The 17,057-nt window shown below is 60.0% G+C and carries 11 protein-coding genes; 3 read left to right on the top strand and 8 right to left on the bottom strand.

Going from position 1 to position 17,057, the window contains the following annotated elements; all coding sequences use genetic code 11:
* The first annotated feature begins 134 nt into the window (after window positions 1-134).
* Window positions 135-1,106, top strand: a complete 972-nt coding sequence (yjiA, locus tag ACCD00_RS17115) for a GTPase (protein WP_413426271.1) — start codon at window positions 135-137, stop codon at window positions 1,104-1,106.
* A gap of 122 nt (window positions 1,107-1,228) precedes the next feature.
* On the opposite strand, the gene ACCD00_RS17110 is transcribed toward yjiA, so the two are convergent.
* The 5 genes from ACCD00_RS17110 to ACCD00_RS17090 form a co-directional block, all read right to left on the bottom strand.
* On the bottom strand, window positions 1,229-1,909 hold the full coding sequence (locus tag ACCD00_RS17110) for a GntR family transcriptional regulator (RefSeq protein WP_413426269.1): 681 nt from the start codon (window positions 1,907-1,909) through the stop codon (window positions 1,229-1,231).
* A gap of 25 nt (window positions 1,910-1,934) precedes the next feature.
* Window positions 1,935-2,639, bottom strand: coding sequence for a FadR/GntR family transcriptional regulator (locus ACCD00_RS17105; RefSeq protein WP_057400500.1), 705 nt, complete (start codon window positions 2,637-2,639; stop codon window positions 1,935-1,937).
* A gap of 49 nt (window positions 2,640-2,688) precedes the next feature.
* On the bottom strand, window positions 2,689-4,002 hold the full coding sequence (locus ACCD00_RS17100; protein ID WP_322614913.1) for a C4-dicarboxylate transporter DctA: 1,314 nt from the start codon (window positions 4,000-4,002) through the stop codon (window positions 2,689-2,691).
* Window positions 4,003-4,352: 350 nt separating this feature from the next.
* Window positions 4,353-5,606, bottom strand: coding sequence for a serine hydroxymethyltransferase (gene glyA, locus ACCD00_RS17095; RefSeq protein WP_008022534.1), 1,254 nt, complete (start codon window positions 5,604-5,606; stop codon window positions 4,353-4,355).
* 224 nt (window positions 5,607-5,830) lie between these two features.
* Complete coding sequence (locus ACCD00_RS17090) at window positions 5,831-9,679, bottom strand: EAL domain-containing protein (protein ID WP_413426266.1); 3,849 nt, start codon at window positions 9,677-9,679, stop codon at window positions 5,831-5,833.
* Between the two features lie 429 nt (window positions 9,680-10,108).
* On the opposite strand from ACCD00_RS17090, the gene ettA reads away from it, so the two are divergent.
* Together ettA and gdhA are read left to right on the top strand one after the other, a co-directional pair.
* Window positions 10,109-11,773: an energy-dependent translational throttle protein EttA gene (ettA, locus tag ACCD00_RS17085; protein WP_111288331.1), complete on the top strand. Its 1,665-nt coding sequence runs from the start codon at window positions 10,109-10,111 to the stop codon at window positions 11,771-11,773.
* A 349-nt stretch (window positions 11,774-12,122) separates the two neighbouring features.
* Complete coding sequence (gene gdhA / locus ACCD00_RS17080) at window positions 12,123-13,460, top strand: NADP-specific glutamate dehydrogenase (RefSeq protein ID WP_413426264.1); 1,338 nt, start codon at window positions 12,123-12,125, stop codon at window positions 13,458-13,460.
* Here gdhA and ACCD00_RS17075 read toward each other — a convergent pair.
* The 3 genes from ACCD00_RS17075 to ACCD00_RS17065 all read right to left on the bottom strand — a co-directional run bounded on the left by ACCD00_RS17075 (window position 13,457) and on the right by ACCD00_RS17065 (window position 16,797).
* Entirely contained in the window at window positions 13,457-13,951 is a 495-nt protein-coding gene (locus tag ACCD00_RS17075) for a GreA/GreB family elongation factor (protein ID WP_413426262.1), read from the bottom strand. The two genes, gdhA and ACCD00_RS17075, sit on opposite strands and share 4 nt — an antisense overlap.
* A gap of 268 nt (window positions 13,952-14,219) precedes the next feature.
* Entirely contained in the window at window positions 14,220-16,073 is a 1,854-nt protein-coding gene (locus ACCD00_RS17070) for a DUF4105 domain-containing protein (protein WP_413426260.1), read from the bottom strand.
* Between the two features lie 235 nt (window positions 16,074-16,308).
* Complete coding sequence (locus tag ACCD00_RS17065) at window positions 16,309-16,797, bottom strand: DUF3015 domain-containing protein (RefSeq protein WP_413426258.1); 489 nt, start codon at window positions 16,795-16,797, stop codon at window positions 16,309-16,311.
* Window positions 16,798-17,057 lie beyond the last annotated feature (260 nt).

Below are 17,057 nucleotides of genomic sequence, written 5' to 3'. Positions count from 1 at the left end.
GTGGGGGGGGGTTGCCGGCCAATCGGGTTTATTCACAAAAAAAATCTTTTCACCGTCCCGCCCCGTCGGCCACAACCCCCGCTCCCACATTTGTTTTGTGTTGTTTTTTCATTGTGTGAAAAAGGAGATCCAGCTTGTCCTCTCCCATCCCGGTCACGATCCTCAGCGGCTTCCTCGGCGCTGGCAAGACCACCCTGTTGCGTCACCTGCTCAAGGCCGAGCACGGCCTGAAGATTGCCGTGATCGAGAACGAATTCAGCGACGCCGGTATCGACACCCAGTTGTTGGGCGATGAACCGGTGCAAGTGATGACGCTCTCCAACGGCTGCGTCTGCTGCACCATCCATACAGACCTGACCAAAGCGCTTTATCTGTTGCTCGAGCGTCTGGACCAGGGCGACATCGCCTTCGACCGTCTGGTGATCGAGTGCACCGGCCTGGCCGACCCGGCGCCCGTGGCGCAAACCTTTTTCATCGACGAAGAATTGCGCGAGCGCTATATCCTCGACGGCATCATCACGCTGGTCGATGCGGCGCATGCCGACTTGCACCTGACCCAGACCATCGCCCAGGCGCAGATCGGTTTCGCCGACCGCTTGCTGGTGAGCAAGCGCGATCTGGTGGACGAGCTGACCTTCACCGCGTTGAGCGAACGCCTGACCCGCATCAACCGTCGCGCCCCGATCCGCGTGGTCGACCATGGCAAGATCGACCTGGCCGAATTGCTCGACGTGCGCGGTTTCAATCTCAACGCCGACCTCGGTGGCGGGGTGAGTTTGCGACCGGTCAGCCAGGCACCGTCCATCGACCGCATTTCCAGCCTGGTGCTGCGCACTGAAAAGCCGCTGGATATCGACAGACTCAGCGAGTTCATGAACGAGCTGCTGGAGGAGCATGGCAAGCAGTTGCTGCGCTACAAAGGTGTGTTGAACATCCTCGGCGAACCGCGGCGCATGGTGTTCCAGGGTGTCTTGAAGCTTTATGGATTCGACTGGGATACCGAATGGGCCGACGATGAAACCCGCGAAAGCGTGATCGTGTTCATTGCTGATGATTTGCCGGAAGAAAAGATTCGAGAGGGGTTTGCGCGGGTGGCGGCGGTCTGAAGTTTTATGGCGTCTGTGAGGGCGCCATCGCGGGCAAGCCCGGCTCCCACAGGTTTCTGGTTGAACACAAAGTCTGTGCTTACCCTCGAACACTGTGGGAGCGGGCTTGCCCGCGATGCAATCTAGCCAGCAACACAATGTTCACGGGGTGTACTGAGCAGTGTCTGCTCCAGATGATCCAGATGCCGGTTTATCAGCATGACCGCTGTCGCAGCATTTCCACGTTCAACAGCATCAGCAATCGCCAAATGCTCCTGCCACGCGCAACAACTGTGCGTCTGCTCCTCACACTGTGCAATCGCCAATGAGGTCAGCGGCACCAGGCTGCCAAGAAAATGCGCCAGCGGTGCATTTCCAGCCATTTCGGCCAACTGCAAATGGAACTCTCCCGACAAACGAATTGCCCGGCCGCGCTCAGCGCATTCACGCTCGTTATCGACTAGCGTCCGCAGTTGCTTCAGGTCTTGCGCGCAGGGTTGCTGACACGCCAGCCGCACCAGCATGATCTCGGCGAGCCGCCGGGCATGCAGTGTCTGCCGGGTCTGCTCGGCATCAAGTTCGGCGACGCGGGGACGATGGTTGACTCGAAGGAGGATGATTTGCTGATGGGACAGTCGCGTCAGTACATCGCGCACATCGCTGCGTCGAGCACCGAACATCTGCGTCAGACTTTCTTCCGTAAAGCGGCTGGCCGAATGGATGCGCTGGTCGAAAATGGCATCGAGGATCCGCGAATACAGATCATCCACCGAAGGGCGGATGGGCAGGGTAACGAGTGTTTGTGGCGAGGCGAAGCCGGTCATGGCCAATCTCCAGTTCGAAGAGGTTTCAACTGCCGAGGTTGTCTTCCGGAATGTTCAGTTCGATGCCCATGCGCTGGCCTTCGCGCAAAATGTGCCGACGCATCTCGGCACTGGCCTGGGCGCTGTTCTTGCTGCGGATCGCGCGCACCACGGCCTCGTTTTCTTCAAGGCGTTCAGCCAGATGCTCCGGGGAGTTGCGCAACACTTCGGCGCTTTGCTTGAGGGCATTGCTGGTTTGCTGGACCACGCTCTGGAAGATCGGGTTCGAGGTCAGGGTGAACAATTCCTCGTGGAAGGCGATGTAGGCGCTGACTCCGGCTTCACTATCGCCAGCCTCCAGGGCTTCGCGCATGTCCATCAGGGTCAGGCGCAGTTGCCCGACTTCCTTGCTGCTGATGGACTGCGCCACGAGGCCGACGATGAATGGTTCGAGGGTGTAGCGCAGTTGCAGCACATCTTCGAGGCTGGCGCCGGCCACGGCGCTGTCATGGCTGGCGTTGTCGCTGAGCTGCGCGTCGAGCACCACAACGCCTTTGCCCGGCATTGAACGCACGAGGCCGAGGGTTTCCAGCACGATCACCGCTTCGCGCAGGCTCGGGCGGCTGATGCCCAGTTGTTCGGCCAGTTCACGCTGGCCCGGCAGCATGTCGCCGGAGCGCCACTGCCCCCTGGCCAAAGCGGCCCGAAGTTTTTCTACCACTGAGTTGACGACGGTTGATGAGGTAATCACTTGTTCGCTCCGTGAGCCGTGCCTGCGGGTCGGCAGGCACGGCGGTCATTCAGAATTCTTTGGCTGCCGCTTGAGCAACCGGTTTTCGTGGCTGGAAGGTATAACCCGCCTGGCCGGAAAGCACCTTGTTCGCCCGTTGTACATCGATGTCCTTTTCCCACCGTGCGATGGCGACGGTCGCTACGCAGTTGCCGATCAGGTTGGTCAGTGCCCGGCCGATGCCCATGAACCAGTCCACGGCCAGCACCAGCACCAGACCCACCACCGGAATTGCCGGAATGGCGGTCAGGGTGGCCGCCAGAATCACCAGCGCCGAGCCCGGAATACCGTGGGCACCCTTGGAGGTGATCAACGATACCAACAGAATCGTCAGCAGGTCGGTCATGGCCAGCGGCGTGCCGGTGGCGTTGGCGATGAACACGATGGCCAGGGTCAGGTAGATCGAGAAACCGTCGAGGTTGAACGAGTAACCCGTTGGAATCACCAGGCCGACTGTCGAACTGCCGATGCCCAGATGCTCGAGCTTGCGCATGATTTGTGGCAGAACGGCATCGGACGAAGCGGTGCCCATGACGATGAGCAGTTCCTCGCGAAGGTATTTGAGCAATGGCCACATCTTCAAGCCAGAGAGACGCATCACCAGGCCGAGAATCAGGGCAACGAAGGCCACACAGGTCAGGTAGAACAAGCCGACCAGGCTGCCCAGGTGTTGCAGCGAGTCCAGGCCATATTTGCTGGTGGTGAAGGCGATCGCGCCGAATACACCGATCGGTGCCAGTCGCACGATCATGCCCATGATGCGGAAGATCACGTGGCTGAGTTCATTGATCAGCCGCGAAATACCCGATGCCGCCTCGCCCACCAGATTCAGTGCACTGCCGAACAACACTGAAAACAGCAGGACCTGCAGGATATTGTTATCGGCAAAGGCGCCGATCACCGACGTCGGAATCAGGTCCATCAGGAACTGTGTGGTGGTGTGCATGTGCTGGCCGCGCTGGGCAATGTCGCCCATGTCGGCAGCGGAAAGCTGTTCCAGGTGAATGTTCGCGCCACTGCCGATACCGGTGCTGAAGGCGAACACCAGGCCGATCACCAGGGCGATGGTGGTCAGCACTTCAAAGTAGATCACCGATTTTAGGCCGATGCGCCCGACCTTTTTCAGGTCGCCGGCACCGCTGATGCCGCTGACCACCACGCAGAACACGATCAGGCCGATGAGCATTTTGATCAGCTTGATAAAACCGTCACCGAGCGGCTTGAGCTGAGCGGAGTATTCGGGAAGGGTCAGTCCGCAGACGATGCCGAGCACCAGTCCGAGAACCACTTGGAGGAAGATTGAACGCGAGCACCATCTGAGCATGGGAGGAATCCTGGTCGGTGTCCTGGCTGCCGTGCGCAAGGCGCATCGACTTCAGGACTTAATTATTGTGGTCTTACCGGTATGTCCAGTGCAGGCGCAGTCTAGGCGCTATTTTTAGATGTTCGCAAGTAAAAATTAGAAAATTGGCATGACCGGTCTTACCAGTTGTGCTGATCCTGTAGGAGCGAGCGTGCTCGCGAAGGTCGTCAACGATAACGAGTGCTTGCTGGATCAACGCATCATCATTGAAATCATCGCGAGCAAGCTCGCTCCTGCAGAAGCATTTCACGGGCGAAAAAAAACCGGCCATCTCTGGCCGGTTTCTCATGACTGCGGTTTAGCGGGGCTGATTAAGCGCCGTATACCGGCAGCTTCTTGCAGATAGCCTTTACCTTCTCACGAACGGCATCGATCACCGCTTCGTTGTTCAGGTCAGCCAGGATGTCGCAGATCCAGCCGGCCAGTTCCTTGCACTCTGCTTCCTTGAAGCCGCGAGTGGTCACAGCCGGGGTGCCGAAGCGCAGACCGGAGGTGACGAACGGGGAGCGTGGGTCGTTTGGCACGGAGTTCTTGTTCACGGTGATGAACGCTTTGCCCAGAGCGGCATCGGCGTCTTTACCGGAGATTTCCTGCTTGATCAGCGACAGCAGGAACAGGTGGTTCTCAGTACCGCCCGACACTACGTCGAAGCCGCGCTCGATGAACACGCTGGCCATGGCCTGGGCGTTCTTCACCACTTGTTGCTGGTAAGCCTTGAACTCAGGCTGCAGCGCTTCCTTGAAGCAGATCGCCTTGGCCGCGATCACGTGCTCCAGCGGGCCGCCCTGGGCGCCCGGGAATACCGCGGAGTTCAGCTTCTTCTCGATGTCGGCGTTGGCGCGAGCCAGGATCAGGCCGCCACGTGGACCGCGCAGGGTCTTGTGGGTGGTGGTGGTCACGACGTCGGCGAATGGAACCGGGTTCGGGTAGACGCCAGCGGCGACCAGACCGGCTACGTGAGCCATGTCGACGAACAGGTAAGCGCCAACCTTGTCAGCGATTGCACGGAAGCGCGGGAAGTCGAGGATCTGCGAGTAGGCAGAGAAGCCAGCCACGATCATTTTCGGCTTGTGCTCAACGGCCAGGCGCTCGACTTCGTCGTAGTCGATCAGGCCGTTGGCGTCGATGCCGTACTGGATGGCGTTGTACAGCTTGCCGGAGGACGAAACGCTGGCGCCGTGGGTCAGGTGACCGCCGTGGGCCAGGCTCATGCCCAGGATGGTGTCGCCAGCCGACAGCAGGGCCAGGTAAACGGCGCTGTTGGCTTGCGAGCCAGCGTGTGGCTGAACGTTGGCGTAGTCGGCACCGAACAACTCTTTGGCGCGATCGATAGCCAACTGCTCGACGACGTCTACGTACTCGCAACCACCGTAGTAGCGCTTGCCCGGGTAGCCTTCGGCGTACTTGTTGGTCAAGACCGAGCCTTGAGCTTCCATCACCGCAGGGCTGGTGTAGTTTTCCGAAGCGATCAGCTCAATGTGCTCTTCCTGGCGCTGAGCTTCTTGCTCCATGGCGGCAAAGAGATCGGCGTCGTACTTGGCAATAGTCAAATCACGGCTGAACATGGCGGTCCTCAAGGATCGGGGGCGGAAAAGGGGGGCATTCTAACCCAATGGGTTTTAGATGGCATATGAAACGGCATCATGTCGCAGACAAGTGGTGTTCATGCGGGGATTAGCGGTGATCGTGCCGGTCTCTTCGCGAGCAAGCCCGCTCCCACAGGGGAATGCATTCCAAAATGTGGGAGCGGGCTTGCTCGCGAAGGCGTCATCTGCGGCGCTGCAAAACCTCAGTCAAACATGAACAGCGCATCATTACTGAACTGCCCTTCGAACCGGCCTGCCGGCATCGGACGGCCGAACAGGTAACCCTGCACCTCGTCGCAACCGTGCTCCCTCAGGAAATCAAGCTGCTCGTGGGTTTCCACGCCTTCGGCGATCACCGCCAGGTTCAGGCTGTGGGCCATGGCAATGATCGCCCGGGCGATCTGCGCATCCTGTTCACCCGACGGCAGGCCGTCGACGAAAGTGCGGTCGATCTTCAGTACGTCGATCGGGAACTGCTTGAGGTAGTTGAGCGATGAGTAACCGGTACCGAAATCGTCGACCGCAATGCTCAGGCCGAGGTTTTTCAGGCCATCGAGTATCTGCATCGCCTCGCAGACTTCGCGCATCAGGATACTTTCGGTGAGTTCCAGTTCCAGGCACGCCGGCGGCAGGCCGGTTTCCTTGAGGATGGTGGCGATTCGCGTGCCGAGCTGGCCGTCGGAGAACTGCCGCGCCGAGATGTTCACCGACACCTTCGGCACCCGTACCCTGGCCTGATGCCAGGCCTTGAGCTGGCGGCAGGCTTCGCTGATCACCCAGTCGCCGACATCCACCACCAGCCCGAGCTCTTCGAGCACTGGAATGAAATCCCCCGGCGGCACCAGCCCGCGGCGTGGATGGCGCCAGCGCAACAGTGCCTCGGCACCGGTCAGGCGCTTGCCGTCGCCGCTGAACTGCGGTTGGTAATACAGTACGAATTCGTTCTGTTCCAGGGCATGGCGCAAGTCGCTTTCCAGCTCCAGGCGTTCCAGCGCACTGGCGTTCATGTCCGCCTGATAGAACTGGAAGTTGTTCTTGCCACGCTCCTTGGCGTGGTACATCGCGGTGTCGGCATTCTTCATCAATTGGCTGAGTTCGTTGCCGTCCTGCGGGCTCAGGGCGATGCCGATACTGGCCGTGACGAAGAACTCGCGGCCTTCAAGCACAAACGGTTTCACCAGGCTGGCGAGAATCTGTTCGGCCACATGAATGGCCCGGTTCAGGGCGATTTCACGGTTGGCCCGCGGTTGCAGGAGCAAGGTGAATTCGTCCCCGCCCATGCGCGCCACGGTGTCGTCATCGTCGACGCAACCGAGCAGGCGCGCGGCCATTTCCTTGAGCATGCGGTCGCCGGCGGCGTGGCCCAGGGAGTCGTTGATCGGCTTGAAGCGGTCGAGATCGAGGAACATCAGCACCACCCACGACTTCTGCCGTTCGGCCGATTGCAGTGCCGTGTGCAGGCGATCCTGGAACAGCGTGCGGTTGGGCAGGTGGGTCAGGGCATCGTAGTAGGCGAGGCGGTGAATCCGCTGCTCGCTGGCCTTGCGCTCGCTGATGTCACTGAAGAAACACACATAACTGGCCAGGTCGCCTTCGTCGTCGAGTACCGCGGTGATCCCGACCCAGGCCGGGTAGTGCTCGCCGTTGCGGCGCTTGAGCCAGACTTCGCCTTCCCAGGTGCTGTGCTGGCCCAATTGCTTGAGCACGTAACGCAGATGGGTATCCTGCTGCTCGTCGACGGTCAGCATGTTCGGCAACTGGTCGAGGACCTGCTCCACGGCATAACCGCTGACACGGCTGAAGGCTTCGTTGGCCTGGACGATGTAGCCGGCCGGGTCGGTGATCAGGATCGCCGAGGTCGAGTGTTCGAATACCGTGGCGGCCATGCGCAAGTCTTTTTCGGCCCGACGTTGCTGGCTGATGTCGCGACCGACGCCGAGCACGCCTTCGAACGTGCCGTGATCGTCCCAGACCAATACCAGGCGCAGCTCGATCGGGATCTTGCGCCCGTCGGCCCGCAGGCAATCGAACAGGAACAGTTGGGTTTGCACCTGGCAGCGCAACAGCGCCAGTTGGTCCGGCTGATCCAGCGCTTTGCTGACCCGGTCCATCAGGTGGTAGATGCCGGTCAGTTGTTGCGGGTTGGCAATGGTCGATTGCCAGCCATTCTGGAAAATCCACTCGGCGTTGTAGCCCAGCACGGCTTGCACCGAAGGGCTGACGTAATTGAGGTTAAGGCGGTTGTCGGTGGAGAAAATCACGTCGCTGATGCTTTCGGCGAGCATCCGGTAGCGCTGCTCGCTGTCGCGCAGCGATTCGCTTGCTTCGATCTGGTCGGTGATGTCCTTGGCCACGCCGATGATCCGCGTGACCTGATCCTCCTTGTCCCGCGCCAGTGCCTGTTCGCGAATCTCGAAGCGTCGCCACTGGCCGTCCCGATGGCGGAAGCGCAACTGGCACTGCATCAACTGGCGATAACCGGTCTGGCGCTGGACCTGGCGGGAGCGATGGTAATAGTCGGCGTCTTCGGGATGCAGGAGGATTTCCCAGAAGTATTCACCCATCTGCTGCAGTTCAGTGCGGTTGTAACCCAGGGTCTGGCCCAGGTGGTGGTTGCTGAAGATCATGCGCTGGCTGATCACGTCCTGCACATACAGGTGATCCGGCACCGTGCGCACCACATCCGACCAGAACCCTTCACGCTCCTGCAATGACAATTCGATGAGCTTGCGGCTGGTGATGTCGGTGATGCTCAGGATCACCGCGTCATAGTCGTCCGGGGTTTGCGGCAGGCGCAGCACCAGCCACAGGTGCTGGTCGCGACCGCTGGCGTCCTGGAGCTTGATTTCCAGCTCCAGCTGTTGCTGCCGATTGAGCATCGCGTCGAGCACCTGGTTGCCGATGGCGGTGCCGTCCTGCGGATTGCCGTCGACCAGCAGTTTCCAGGCGTTGTCGGTGCTATCGACATTAAGCAGTTGCAGCGCGACCTGGTTGACCTCGGTGATCCGCAGTTCGTTCAGCAATTGACGGCGTTGCTCCGGGATCGCCAGCCATGCTTGCAGTTGCTCGCTGCCCTGCAGCTGTGCCTTGTCGAAAAAGACCTTGAGCCCTGACATGTCGAGCACGCACAAAGCCACGCCGGTGCCTTCGAATATGTCCTGATAACGCCGGCGGCCTTCATTCAACTGGCGCTGACGTCGGCGCATGTTCAGCAAGGCAAGAAACGGCAGCATGGAAAACGCCAGGCCCAGCAGGCATTTGCCGATGAACGCCGGTAGCAGTTGCTCCAGCACGCGCTGACGGTCGAACAAGCCGCGCAATTGCCAATCGCTGCTGCTCAGCGGAACCGTCAGCACGCTGTTGGCGATGTCGTCGGCGGTCAGCGTCCCCGGGGTGACCGAGGGCAACGCTTCGTCACGGCTGACGATCTGATGATTGACACGGTTTTCCACCAGCCACATCGGACGGTCCACGGCCTCGCCTTGCTTGGTCAAGGACGAAAAGAAGGTGGGAGTCAGACGCAAGGCCCAATAGCCTCGGGAGCTGCCGCTGGCCTGATGCAACAATAGATGCACCACGGAACCGTCGGTGGCATTGCTGAAGTAGTGCGCCTGGGCGTGGCTGCGGCGTACCAGTTCACCCAGGTAGTGGCTGTCATCGCTATCGGGAGCGCTGTCACTGATGACTTTTCCGGAGGGGCTGAGCAAAGCCAGGCTGCGCAGATCAGGCAGTGACTGTTGCAGCTTGCGCAGCAGGGCCTGCAGCTCATCGGCGTCCTGCGGTTGTTCGACGATCGGCAACAGATTGAGGGCGATCTGCGCGTTGAGTGCCATGTTCAGGCTGACCTGCGCGGCCAGATCGGCGGTGTAGTCGATGGTGTACTGGCGCTGGTTCTTCTGGGTTTCCCGCAGTTGGTCGAGCAACTGCCAGAACAGCAGGGCCAGCAGCAATAGTGCAAGTGTCGCCAAGGTGCCCTTCAAAGTCCCGAGCAGGGGGGAGCCGGGCGTTGTGGCCGGCGCACTGGAAGTCAGAGGCGGGGGGACATTGGACAAGCTGTAATCCTGCGGTTTGGCTGGACCGACGCGACGTGCACTATAAGCCGGACGCCCGAAGGGCGGCTAGCATGCCTTGAGTTGTGGCGAAGTGCCAGCCCCTGTCCGTCGGCTGGACTGCCACTGGTCATTCAGGTAGCTTTGCCGGTTACGCGGGGGCCCAGACACTGCTAAAACTACTGCTCTCGGAAATACTGCGTTGAAAACAGGCTCGGACTGCTCATTTACAACTCGTAAACTCCGCGTCCTCGCCTGTTTTCGCCTTGTCTTTCCTTCGCTCATTACGTTTTAACAGCGTCTGGACCAGCTCCTAGACTCAGACTTTTTTCAGCGCGCACGTTTTGATCCCTTCAAGCGAGCGACGCGCACGGTCTGGCCGGGCATTGCCTGCGCTCCAATCATTCATCAGTCACTGACCCTAGGTTCTCCATGGCTCAATACGTATTCACCATGCATCGGCTGGGCAAAGTTGTTCCGCCGAAGCGGGAAATCCTGAAAAACATTTCTCTGTCGTTCTTCCCCGGCGCCAAGATCGGCGTACTCGGCCTCAACGGTTCGGGTAAGTCCACGCTGTTGAAAATCATGGCCGGCGTCGATACCGAATTCGAAGGCGAAGCCCGCCCAATGCCGGAGCTGAACATCGGCTACCTGCCGCAGGAACCGATCCTGGACCCGACCAAGACCGTGCGTGAAGTGGTCGAGGAAGCGGTCAGCGTGATCAAGGACGCCCAGGCGCGTCTGGACGAGGTCTACGCGGCCTACGCCGACCCGGATGCCGACTTCGACAAGCTGGCGGCCGAGCAGGCCAAGCTCGAAGCCATCCTGCAAGCCAGCGACGGCCACAACCTGGAGCGTCAACTGGAAGTCGCCGCCGATGCGCTGCGTCTGCCAGCCTGGGATGCCAGGGTCGAACACCTTTCCGGTGGTGAAAAGCGTCGTGTGGCCCTGTGCCGTCTGCTGCTGTCCGCCCCGGACATGCTGCTGCTCGACGAACCGACCAACCACCTGGACGCCGACTCCGTTGCGTGGCTTGAGCACTTCCTGCACGACTTCCCGGGCACTGTGGTAGCGATCACGCACGACCGTTACTTCCTGGACAACGTTGCCGGCTGGATTCTGGAACTCGACCGCGGCGCGGGCATTCCGTACGAAGGCAACTATTCGGGTTGGCTGGAAGCCAAGTCCGATCGTCTGGCTGCCGAATCCAAGCAGCAGTCGGCCCACGAAAAAGCCATGAAGGAAGAACTGGAGTGGGTGCGCAAAGGCGCCAAGGCCCGCCAGTCCAAATCCAAGGCTCGTCTGCAACGCTTCGAAGAAATGCAATCGCAGGAATTCCAGAAACGCAGCGAAACCAACGAGATTTATATCCCGGCCGGTCCGCGCCTGGGCGACAAGGTCATCGAGTTCAAGAACGTCACCAAGGGCTACGGCGACCGCGTGCTGATCGACAACCTGTCGTTCTCCATGCCTAAAGGCGCCATCGTCGGCGTGATCGGCGGTAACGGTGCCGGTAAGTCGACCCTGTTCCGCATGCTGATGGGCAAGGAAACTCCGGATTCGGGCAGCATCGAAGTCGGTGAAACCGTGCAGCTTGCGTGTGTGGATCAGAGCCGCGAAGACCTGGACGGCAGCAAGACCGTGTTCCAGCAGATCTCCGACGGTTCCGACCAGATCCGCATCGGCAACTACGAGATCCCGTCGCGTACCTACGTCGGTCGCTTCAACTTCAAGGGCGGCGATCAGCAGAAGTTCGTCAAGGACCTGTCCGGTGGTGAGCGTGGTCGCTTGCACCTGGCCCTGACCTTGAAAGAGGGCGGCAACGTCCTGCTGCTCGACGAACCGTCCAACGACCTCGACGTTGAAACCCTGCGTTCCCTGGAAGAAGCCCTGCTGGACTTCCCGGGCGCCGCCATTGTGATCTCCCACGACCGGTGGTTCCTTGACCGCGTCGCGACGCACATCCTGGCGTACGAAGACGACTCGCAAGCGGTGTTCTTCGAAGGCAACTACACCGAGTACGAAGCCGACCGCAGAAAGCGCCTCGGCGAAGCGGCTGCCCAGCCGCATCGTGTACGCCACAAGAAACTGGCCTGATTTCGGGTTGGTTGCATAAAGAGCGGAGCCTTCGGGCTCCGTTTTTTTATGCCTGTGTTTTTTCAATGACGCCGAGTCGCGCCATTCGCGAGCAAGCCCGCTCCCACAGTAGAACGCATTTCAAATGTGGGAGCGGGCTTGCTCGCGAAGGCGGTGTTTCTAATGGTGCAAGACTTGAATTGTTGATCCCTGTTCAGGTGCAAAAATGGTCAAGAAACCGGAGTTATTTATATCCTGTGCACCATTTAATTTCATAAGTGCGACATTTTGCGCTGTTCTTGTGCGCAAGTCGTTTGTTACAGTCCGGCTCAATCTCTTACAACGACAATCAATTTGCCGAGACTTTTCCATGATCGAATCCGTCGAATCCTTCCTTGCCCGCCTGAAAAATCGCGATCCGGACCAGCCTGAATTCCACCAGGCCGTGGAAGAAGTACTACGCAGTCTATGGCCGTTTCTTGAGGCCAACCCGCATTACCTGAGCTCGGGCATTCTGGAACGCATCTGCGAGCCGGAGCGGGCGGTAGTGTTCCGCGTGTCGTGGGTCGACGATCAGGGCAAGGTCCAGGTCAATCGCGGATTCCGCATCCAGATGAACAGCGCCATCGGCCCGTACAAGGGCGGCCTGCGTTTCCACCCGTCGGTGAACATGGGCGTACTGAAATTCCTCGCCTTCGAACAGACCTTCAAGAACTCCCTGACTTCATTGCCCATGGGGGGCGGCAAGGGCGGTTCGGACTTCGATCCGAAGGGCAAAAGCGATGCCGAAGTCATGCGCTTCTGCCAGGCCTTCATGAGCGAGCTGTACCGCCACATCGGTGCAGACGTTGACGTGCCGGCCGGGGACATCGGCGTCGGTGCGCGGGAGATCGGTTTCCTGTTCGGCCAGTACAAGCGCCTGAGCAACCAGTTCACCAGTGTGCTGACAGGCAAAGGCCCAAGCTACGGCGGCAGCCTGATTCGCCCTGAAGCCACCGGTTTCGGTTGCGTGTACTTCGCCGAAGAAATGCTCAAGCGCCGTGATCAGACCGTTGAAGGCAAGCGCGTGGCAATCTCCGGTTCCGGCAACGTTGCCCAGTACGCAGCACGCAAGGTGATGGACCTGGGTGGCAAAGTGATTTCCCTGTCCGACTCCGAAGGCACGCTGTATTGCGAAGCTGGCCTGAGTGAAGATCAGTGGCTGGCGTTGCTGGATCTGAAAAACGTCAAACGCGGGCGGATCAGCGAATTGGCGGCGGCGTTCGGCCTGGAGTTTCGCGCCGGCCAGCACCCATGGACGCTGCCGTGCGACATCGCGCTGCCATGCGCCACGCAGAACGAACTCGATGCCGAAGCTGCGCACACTCTGCTGCGTAACGGCTGCGTATGCGTGGCCGAAGGCGCGAACATGCCGACCACGCTGGAGGCTGTGGATATCTTCGTCGAGGCCGGCATTCTGTTTGCCCCGGGCAAGGCATCCAACGCCGGTGGCGTGGCGGTGAGCGGTCTGGAGATGTCGCAGAACGCCATGCGTTTGCTGTGGACCTCCGGTGAGGTGGACAGCAAGCTGCACGCGATCATGCAGTCGATCCATCACGCCTGTGTGCACTACGGTGAAGAGAACGGACGTATCAACTATGTCAAAGGCGCGAACATCGCAGGCTTCGTCAAAGTCGCCGATGCAATGTTGGCCCAAGGTGTGGTTTAAGACGGTTCGATGCGGATCACTTCAATCACTTGATCGCCAACAGGGCGCTGCCAGAGCACTTCATCGTTGAGTCGTGCGCCGAACAGCGCCCGGCCCAGCGGTGAACCCCAGTTGATCAGGCCGTGGGCGGCATCGGCCTGATCTTCGCCCACCAGTTGTACCCGGCGTTCGGTGTTGTGTTCATCGGCATAGGTCACCCAACTGCCGAACTGCACTTTCTCGGTCGAAGTCGCGGCGGGTACCACCTGGGCGCTGCCCAGGCGCTGCTTGAAGTAACGCAAATCACGTTCGAGATCCACCAGGCGCTGCTTGTCGGCCTCGTCGCCCTTTGCCGATTGTTCAGTGTGCAGGGCTTGCAGTTCGGCGACTTTAGCCTGCAACAGGCTGAGGCCTTGCGGCGTGACGTAATTGGGCTGCGCGCTGACCTGCCGTTCGACAGGCTGATCGGTTTGCGCAGCGGCGTTATCTTCATGGACGAAGGCACGGCTCATGGAATTCTCCCGGCATAGGGTTTGGATCATGGTCGCAGGCATCTGGTTTCACTGGATGTCTGAAAGCGACTTACGGCGAGTGATAGGCCCGGGCCTGTCACTCGCCACATTTCGAACTCCCATGCCCCAACGGCCCATAAGGAAAGTCTAGAAGCCGGCTCGCCAGGATGGTGTGCAAGGGCGGTGAAAAATCCACTCAACACCGCGTACCGCTTGTAGGAGCGAGCTTGCTCGCTCCCTCCCACAGGGGCGGTGGGTGTGTATCAGGTCAGTAGTGATACCACTTCAGCTCAAGCATCACTTCGTTCTCGGGCGTCGCCAGATGGCTGAACTCGCGCCGGGCACTCAAGCGCAGTCCGAGATTGCGGGACATTTCCCATTGCTGATTCAGGCTCAGGCTACGACGCACTTCGCCATTGGTGAAGAAATCACCCTTGGCTTCCAGGCTCAGGTTGCCCACCGGGTTTTTCCACAGCACACCACTGTTGAAGCCAGCGGCCGGCGCGATGAAGGCGGCGAAGTCGTTGTTGTGTTCGATACGCACAGTGCCCAGGGCAAATCCGAGCAGGTCATCGCCCAGTTGCCAGGTCCCACCGCCACCGCCGTTGACGTGGCTGACCAGGGTCTGGTCATCGTGCTTGCCCGGCACCCGCTCCAGACCACCGGTGACTTGCCATGACAGTGGTTGCAGCAATTGGTTGCGCGGGGTCAGGGAGCGAATGGTCGCCAGGTCCAGTTGCTGTACTTGCCAGTCATTGCCTTCGTACTGGCGCAGTTTCAATTGCAGGATTTCGATCTGCGCGCCCAGTGGAAAGCTTTCGCTGTTGTCATTGAGGTCGTGATAAGCCATGCGCAAGCCGTACTCGCCAAAGGCTCTGTCACCCCGGGTGCCGAGGCCGAGCTGCCAGGTACGGGACTCGTGACCGTCTTCAGGCAGGCCGGGTTGCGCGATGTCCAGCTCCGGCGCCGGGTTCTGGTTGATTGCCCGCAGCAGTTCGAAGCTGCGCTGGGCGCGCGCCGGGTCGCGTTCCTGGCCATTGGCGCGGTAACGCTCCAGTCGATAGGCCGCATCGATGATCAGCGCCTGGCGCTCGCGGGGTTGTGCCTTGAACGCCGGATCCTGCAATCGCTTCTGATCGGCGCTGACTTTCAACACCCATTGCTGCTCTTCAGGGTTGAGCGGCTCGGCGCGACTGAGCAACTCGCGCTCCCGGGACGGACGATACTGGATGGATTCCACCAGCCCGGCATTTTTCACCGCTTTGACGGTGTCGGTCGGGATGGCCGTGAGTGGAAATTGCCCGGTCAGGCGCAAGCTCGGGCGGGCTACTTGCAGCAGTTCCAGTAAACGGTATGAGCAGTTTTCGTCGAAGAAGAAATAGTCGAACCTGATCTGCTTCAGCTCCCAGACGTGCTCGACCATGCGCTCGGTTTCCTGCCGGGTCAGGTTCAGCCGGTATTCCCACAGGTCGCGGTTTTCCAGGCTGCGGTATTCCGAGAGTTTTTCCTGGTAGGGCACCATCGCGAACAAGCCGGGGTAACCGCCCATCAGGCCTTTCCAGGCATAGAGGATGCTGTTGTCCGAGCCCTCGATGTAGGCGCCGAAGTTGATCGCGTAACTGAGCAGCGAAGTCTTGTCGCTCTTCACTTCGGCCTGGTCGATGCGCAGCAGGGTGTGGCCAAACATCGAGGACGGGCTGTTCAGGTAGGCTGCCGGGAAGATCATCACCGCACTGTCCGGTGAGACGTCCTTGAACCATTGCCTGAACCCGGCGCAGTCCGGCGTCGGCAGGCCGGTCAGGCCGAGCTGTTCTTTCAGCCAGCGGGTGCGGGCAGGGTAGACGCATTGAGCGTGCGTTTCACCGGCACTGGCCGGGGCGTACAAGGCCTGTACCGTCGCCGCCAGTTCATGGTCGGGATGTTCATTGCCGTCAGCGGCGAGGAAGAATCTCCTGTCGCTGACATAGCTGCGCCAGCCGCCGAGCTTGGCGGTTTCGTAATGGCCCAGGGATATCCAGAAAGGGTCGTTGGCCAGTTGCTGCAAACGTTGCGGGTCGATTTGAGGCGCGGCGGACAGCGGGGCGCAGACACACAGCGCCAGCCAGGCAAGGCGTTTGAGCATAGGTGGCAACTTAAACAGGAAAAAATGAAGACCCAACGAGGTGGATGTCTTTTACCTGTAGGAGCTGGCTTGCCAGCGATGGTCGTTAACGATAACGCGTGTCTACTGGATAAACACAGCGCCTTTGAAACCATCGCTGGCAAGCCAGCTCCTACAGTAGTCAGCAACATTACCCGGAGTGGGGCAGGTCCAAAAAACAAAACCCGCTTCCCGAGAGAAGCGGGGCGAGTCGAGCTTATGCCTGGGTGGCGTACTTGGCCAGTCGAGGGTCGTTCTTCAGGACGGCGAGGGTATTGGTATGCACGTCTTCGGCAGTCACGTCAGCCTTGTTGAAGATCTGCTGGAAGTGCTCGTGGGTGACGGCGGCGAAGTGCGCACGGTCTTCCGGCGCCACGCCCAGTACCACGGCGTAGGTGGTCAGCGCTTCGCCCTGACCTTTGGCCATGTCTTCGGACAGCTCGTTCATCATGCCATTCATGGCAAACCAGGATTTGCCGCCATAGGTCAGCGACGCATTGGTCGCGCAACCGTTGGTGCCGGAGGTCATGCCGAAGGTTGCGTTGCCGGAGGTGCCGTTGGTGGTGGATGCCAGGAAGTGAGCCGGAGTGCCACGCTGGCCTTCGAACAGCATGTTGCCCCAACCGCAATCCGGGCCGCCTGGCGCCTGAGCCATGGCGTTGATGGATACAGCGGTGAAGAGAGTACCGAGAAGAATCCGTTTCATAGCTTTGTTCTCTTTAGGTGCCTACCAATGGACATGGGTCTGGCCCGTCTGGTGCCAGTGGGCCGGTCATTAGTCCAGCCGCGCAGTCTGGAGTTTAGGCACGATCACGAGGTTCCGTTATTTTTTGCAGAACATTCATGGGAAACGGTGGCGAAAGCCCGGCCCGCCTGGGGTTGGCGGATTGACGCTGCTCCGGCCAGCGGTGCTCCTTGCCAGTCGGGCATGGGCGGCGCCAGAATGCTGCCATCTGCCCCGCCTGA

This window comes from Pseudomonas sp. Pseusp3 (assembly GCF_047304225.1).
GTDB classification, from domain to species: Bacteria; Pseudomonadota; Gammaproteobacteria; order Pseudomonadales; family Pseudomonadaceae; genus Aquipseudomonas; species Aquipseudomonas fluorescens_CD.
This window is presented reverse-complemented; position numbering and strand designations above follow the sequence as displayed.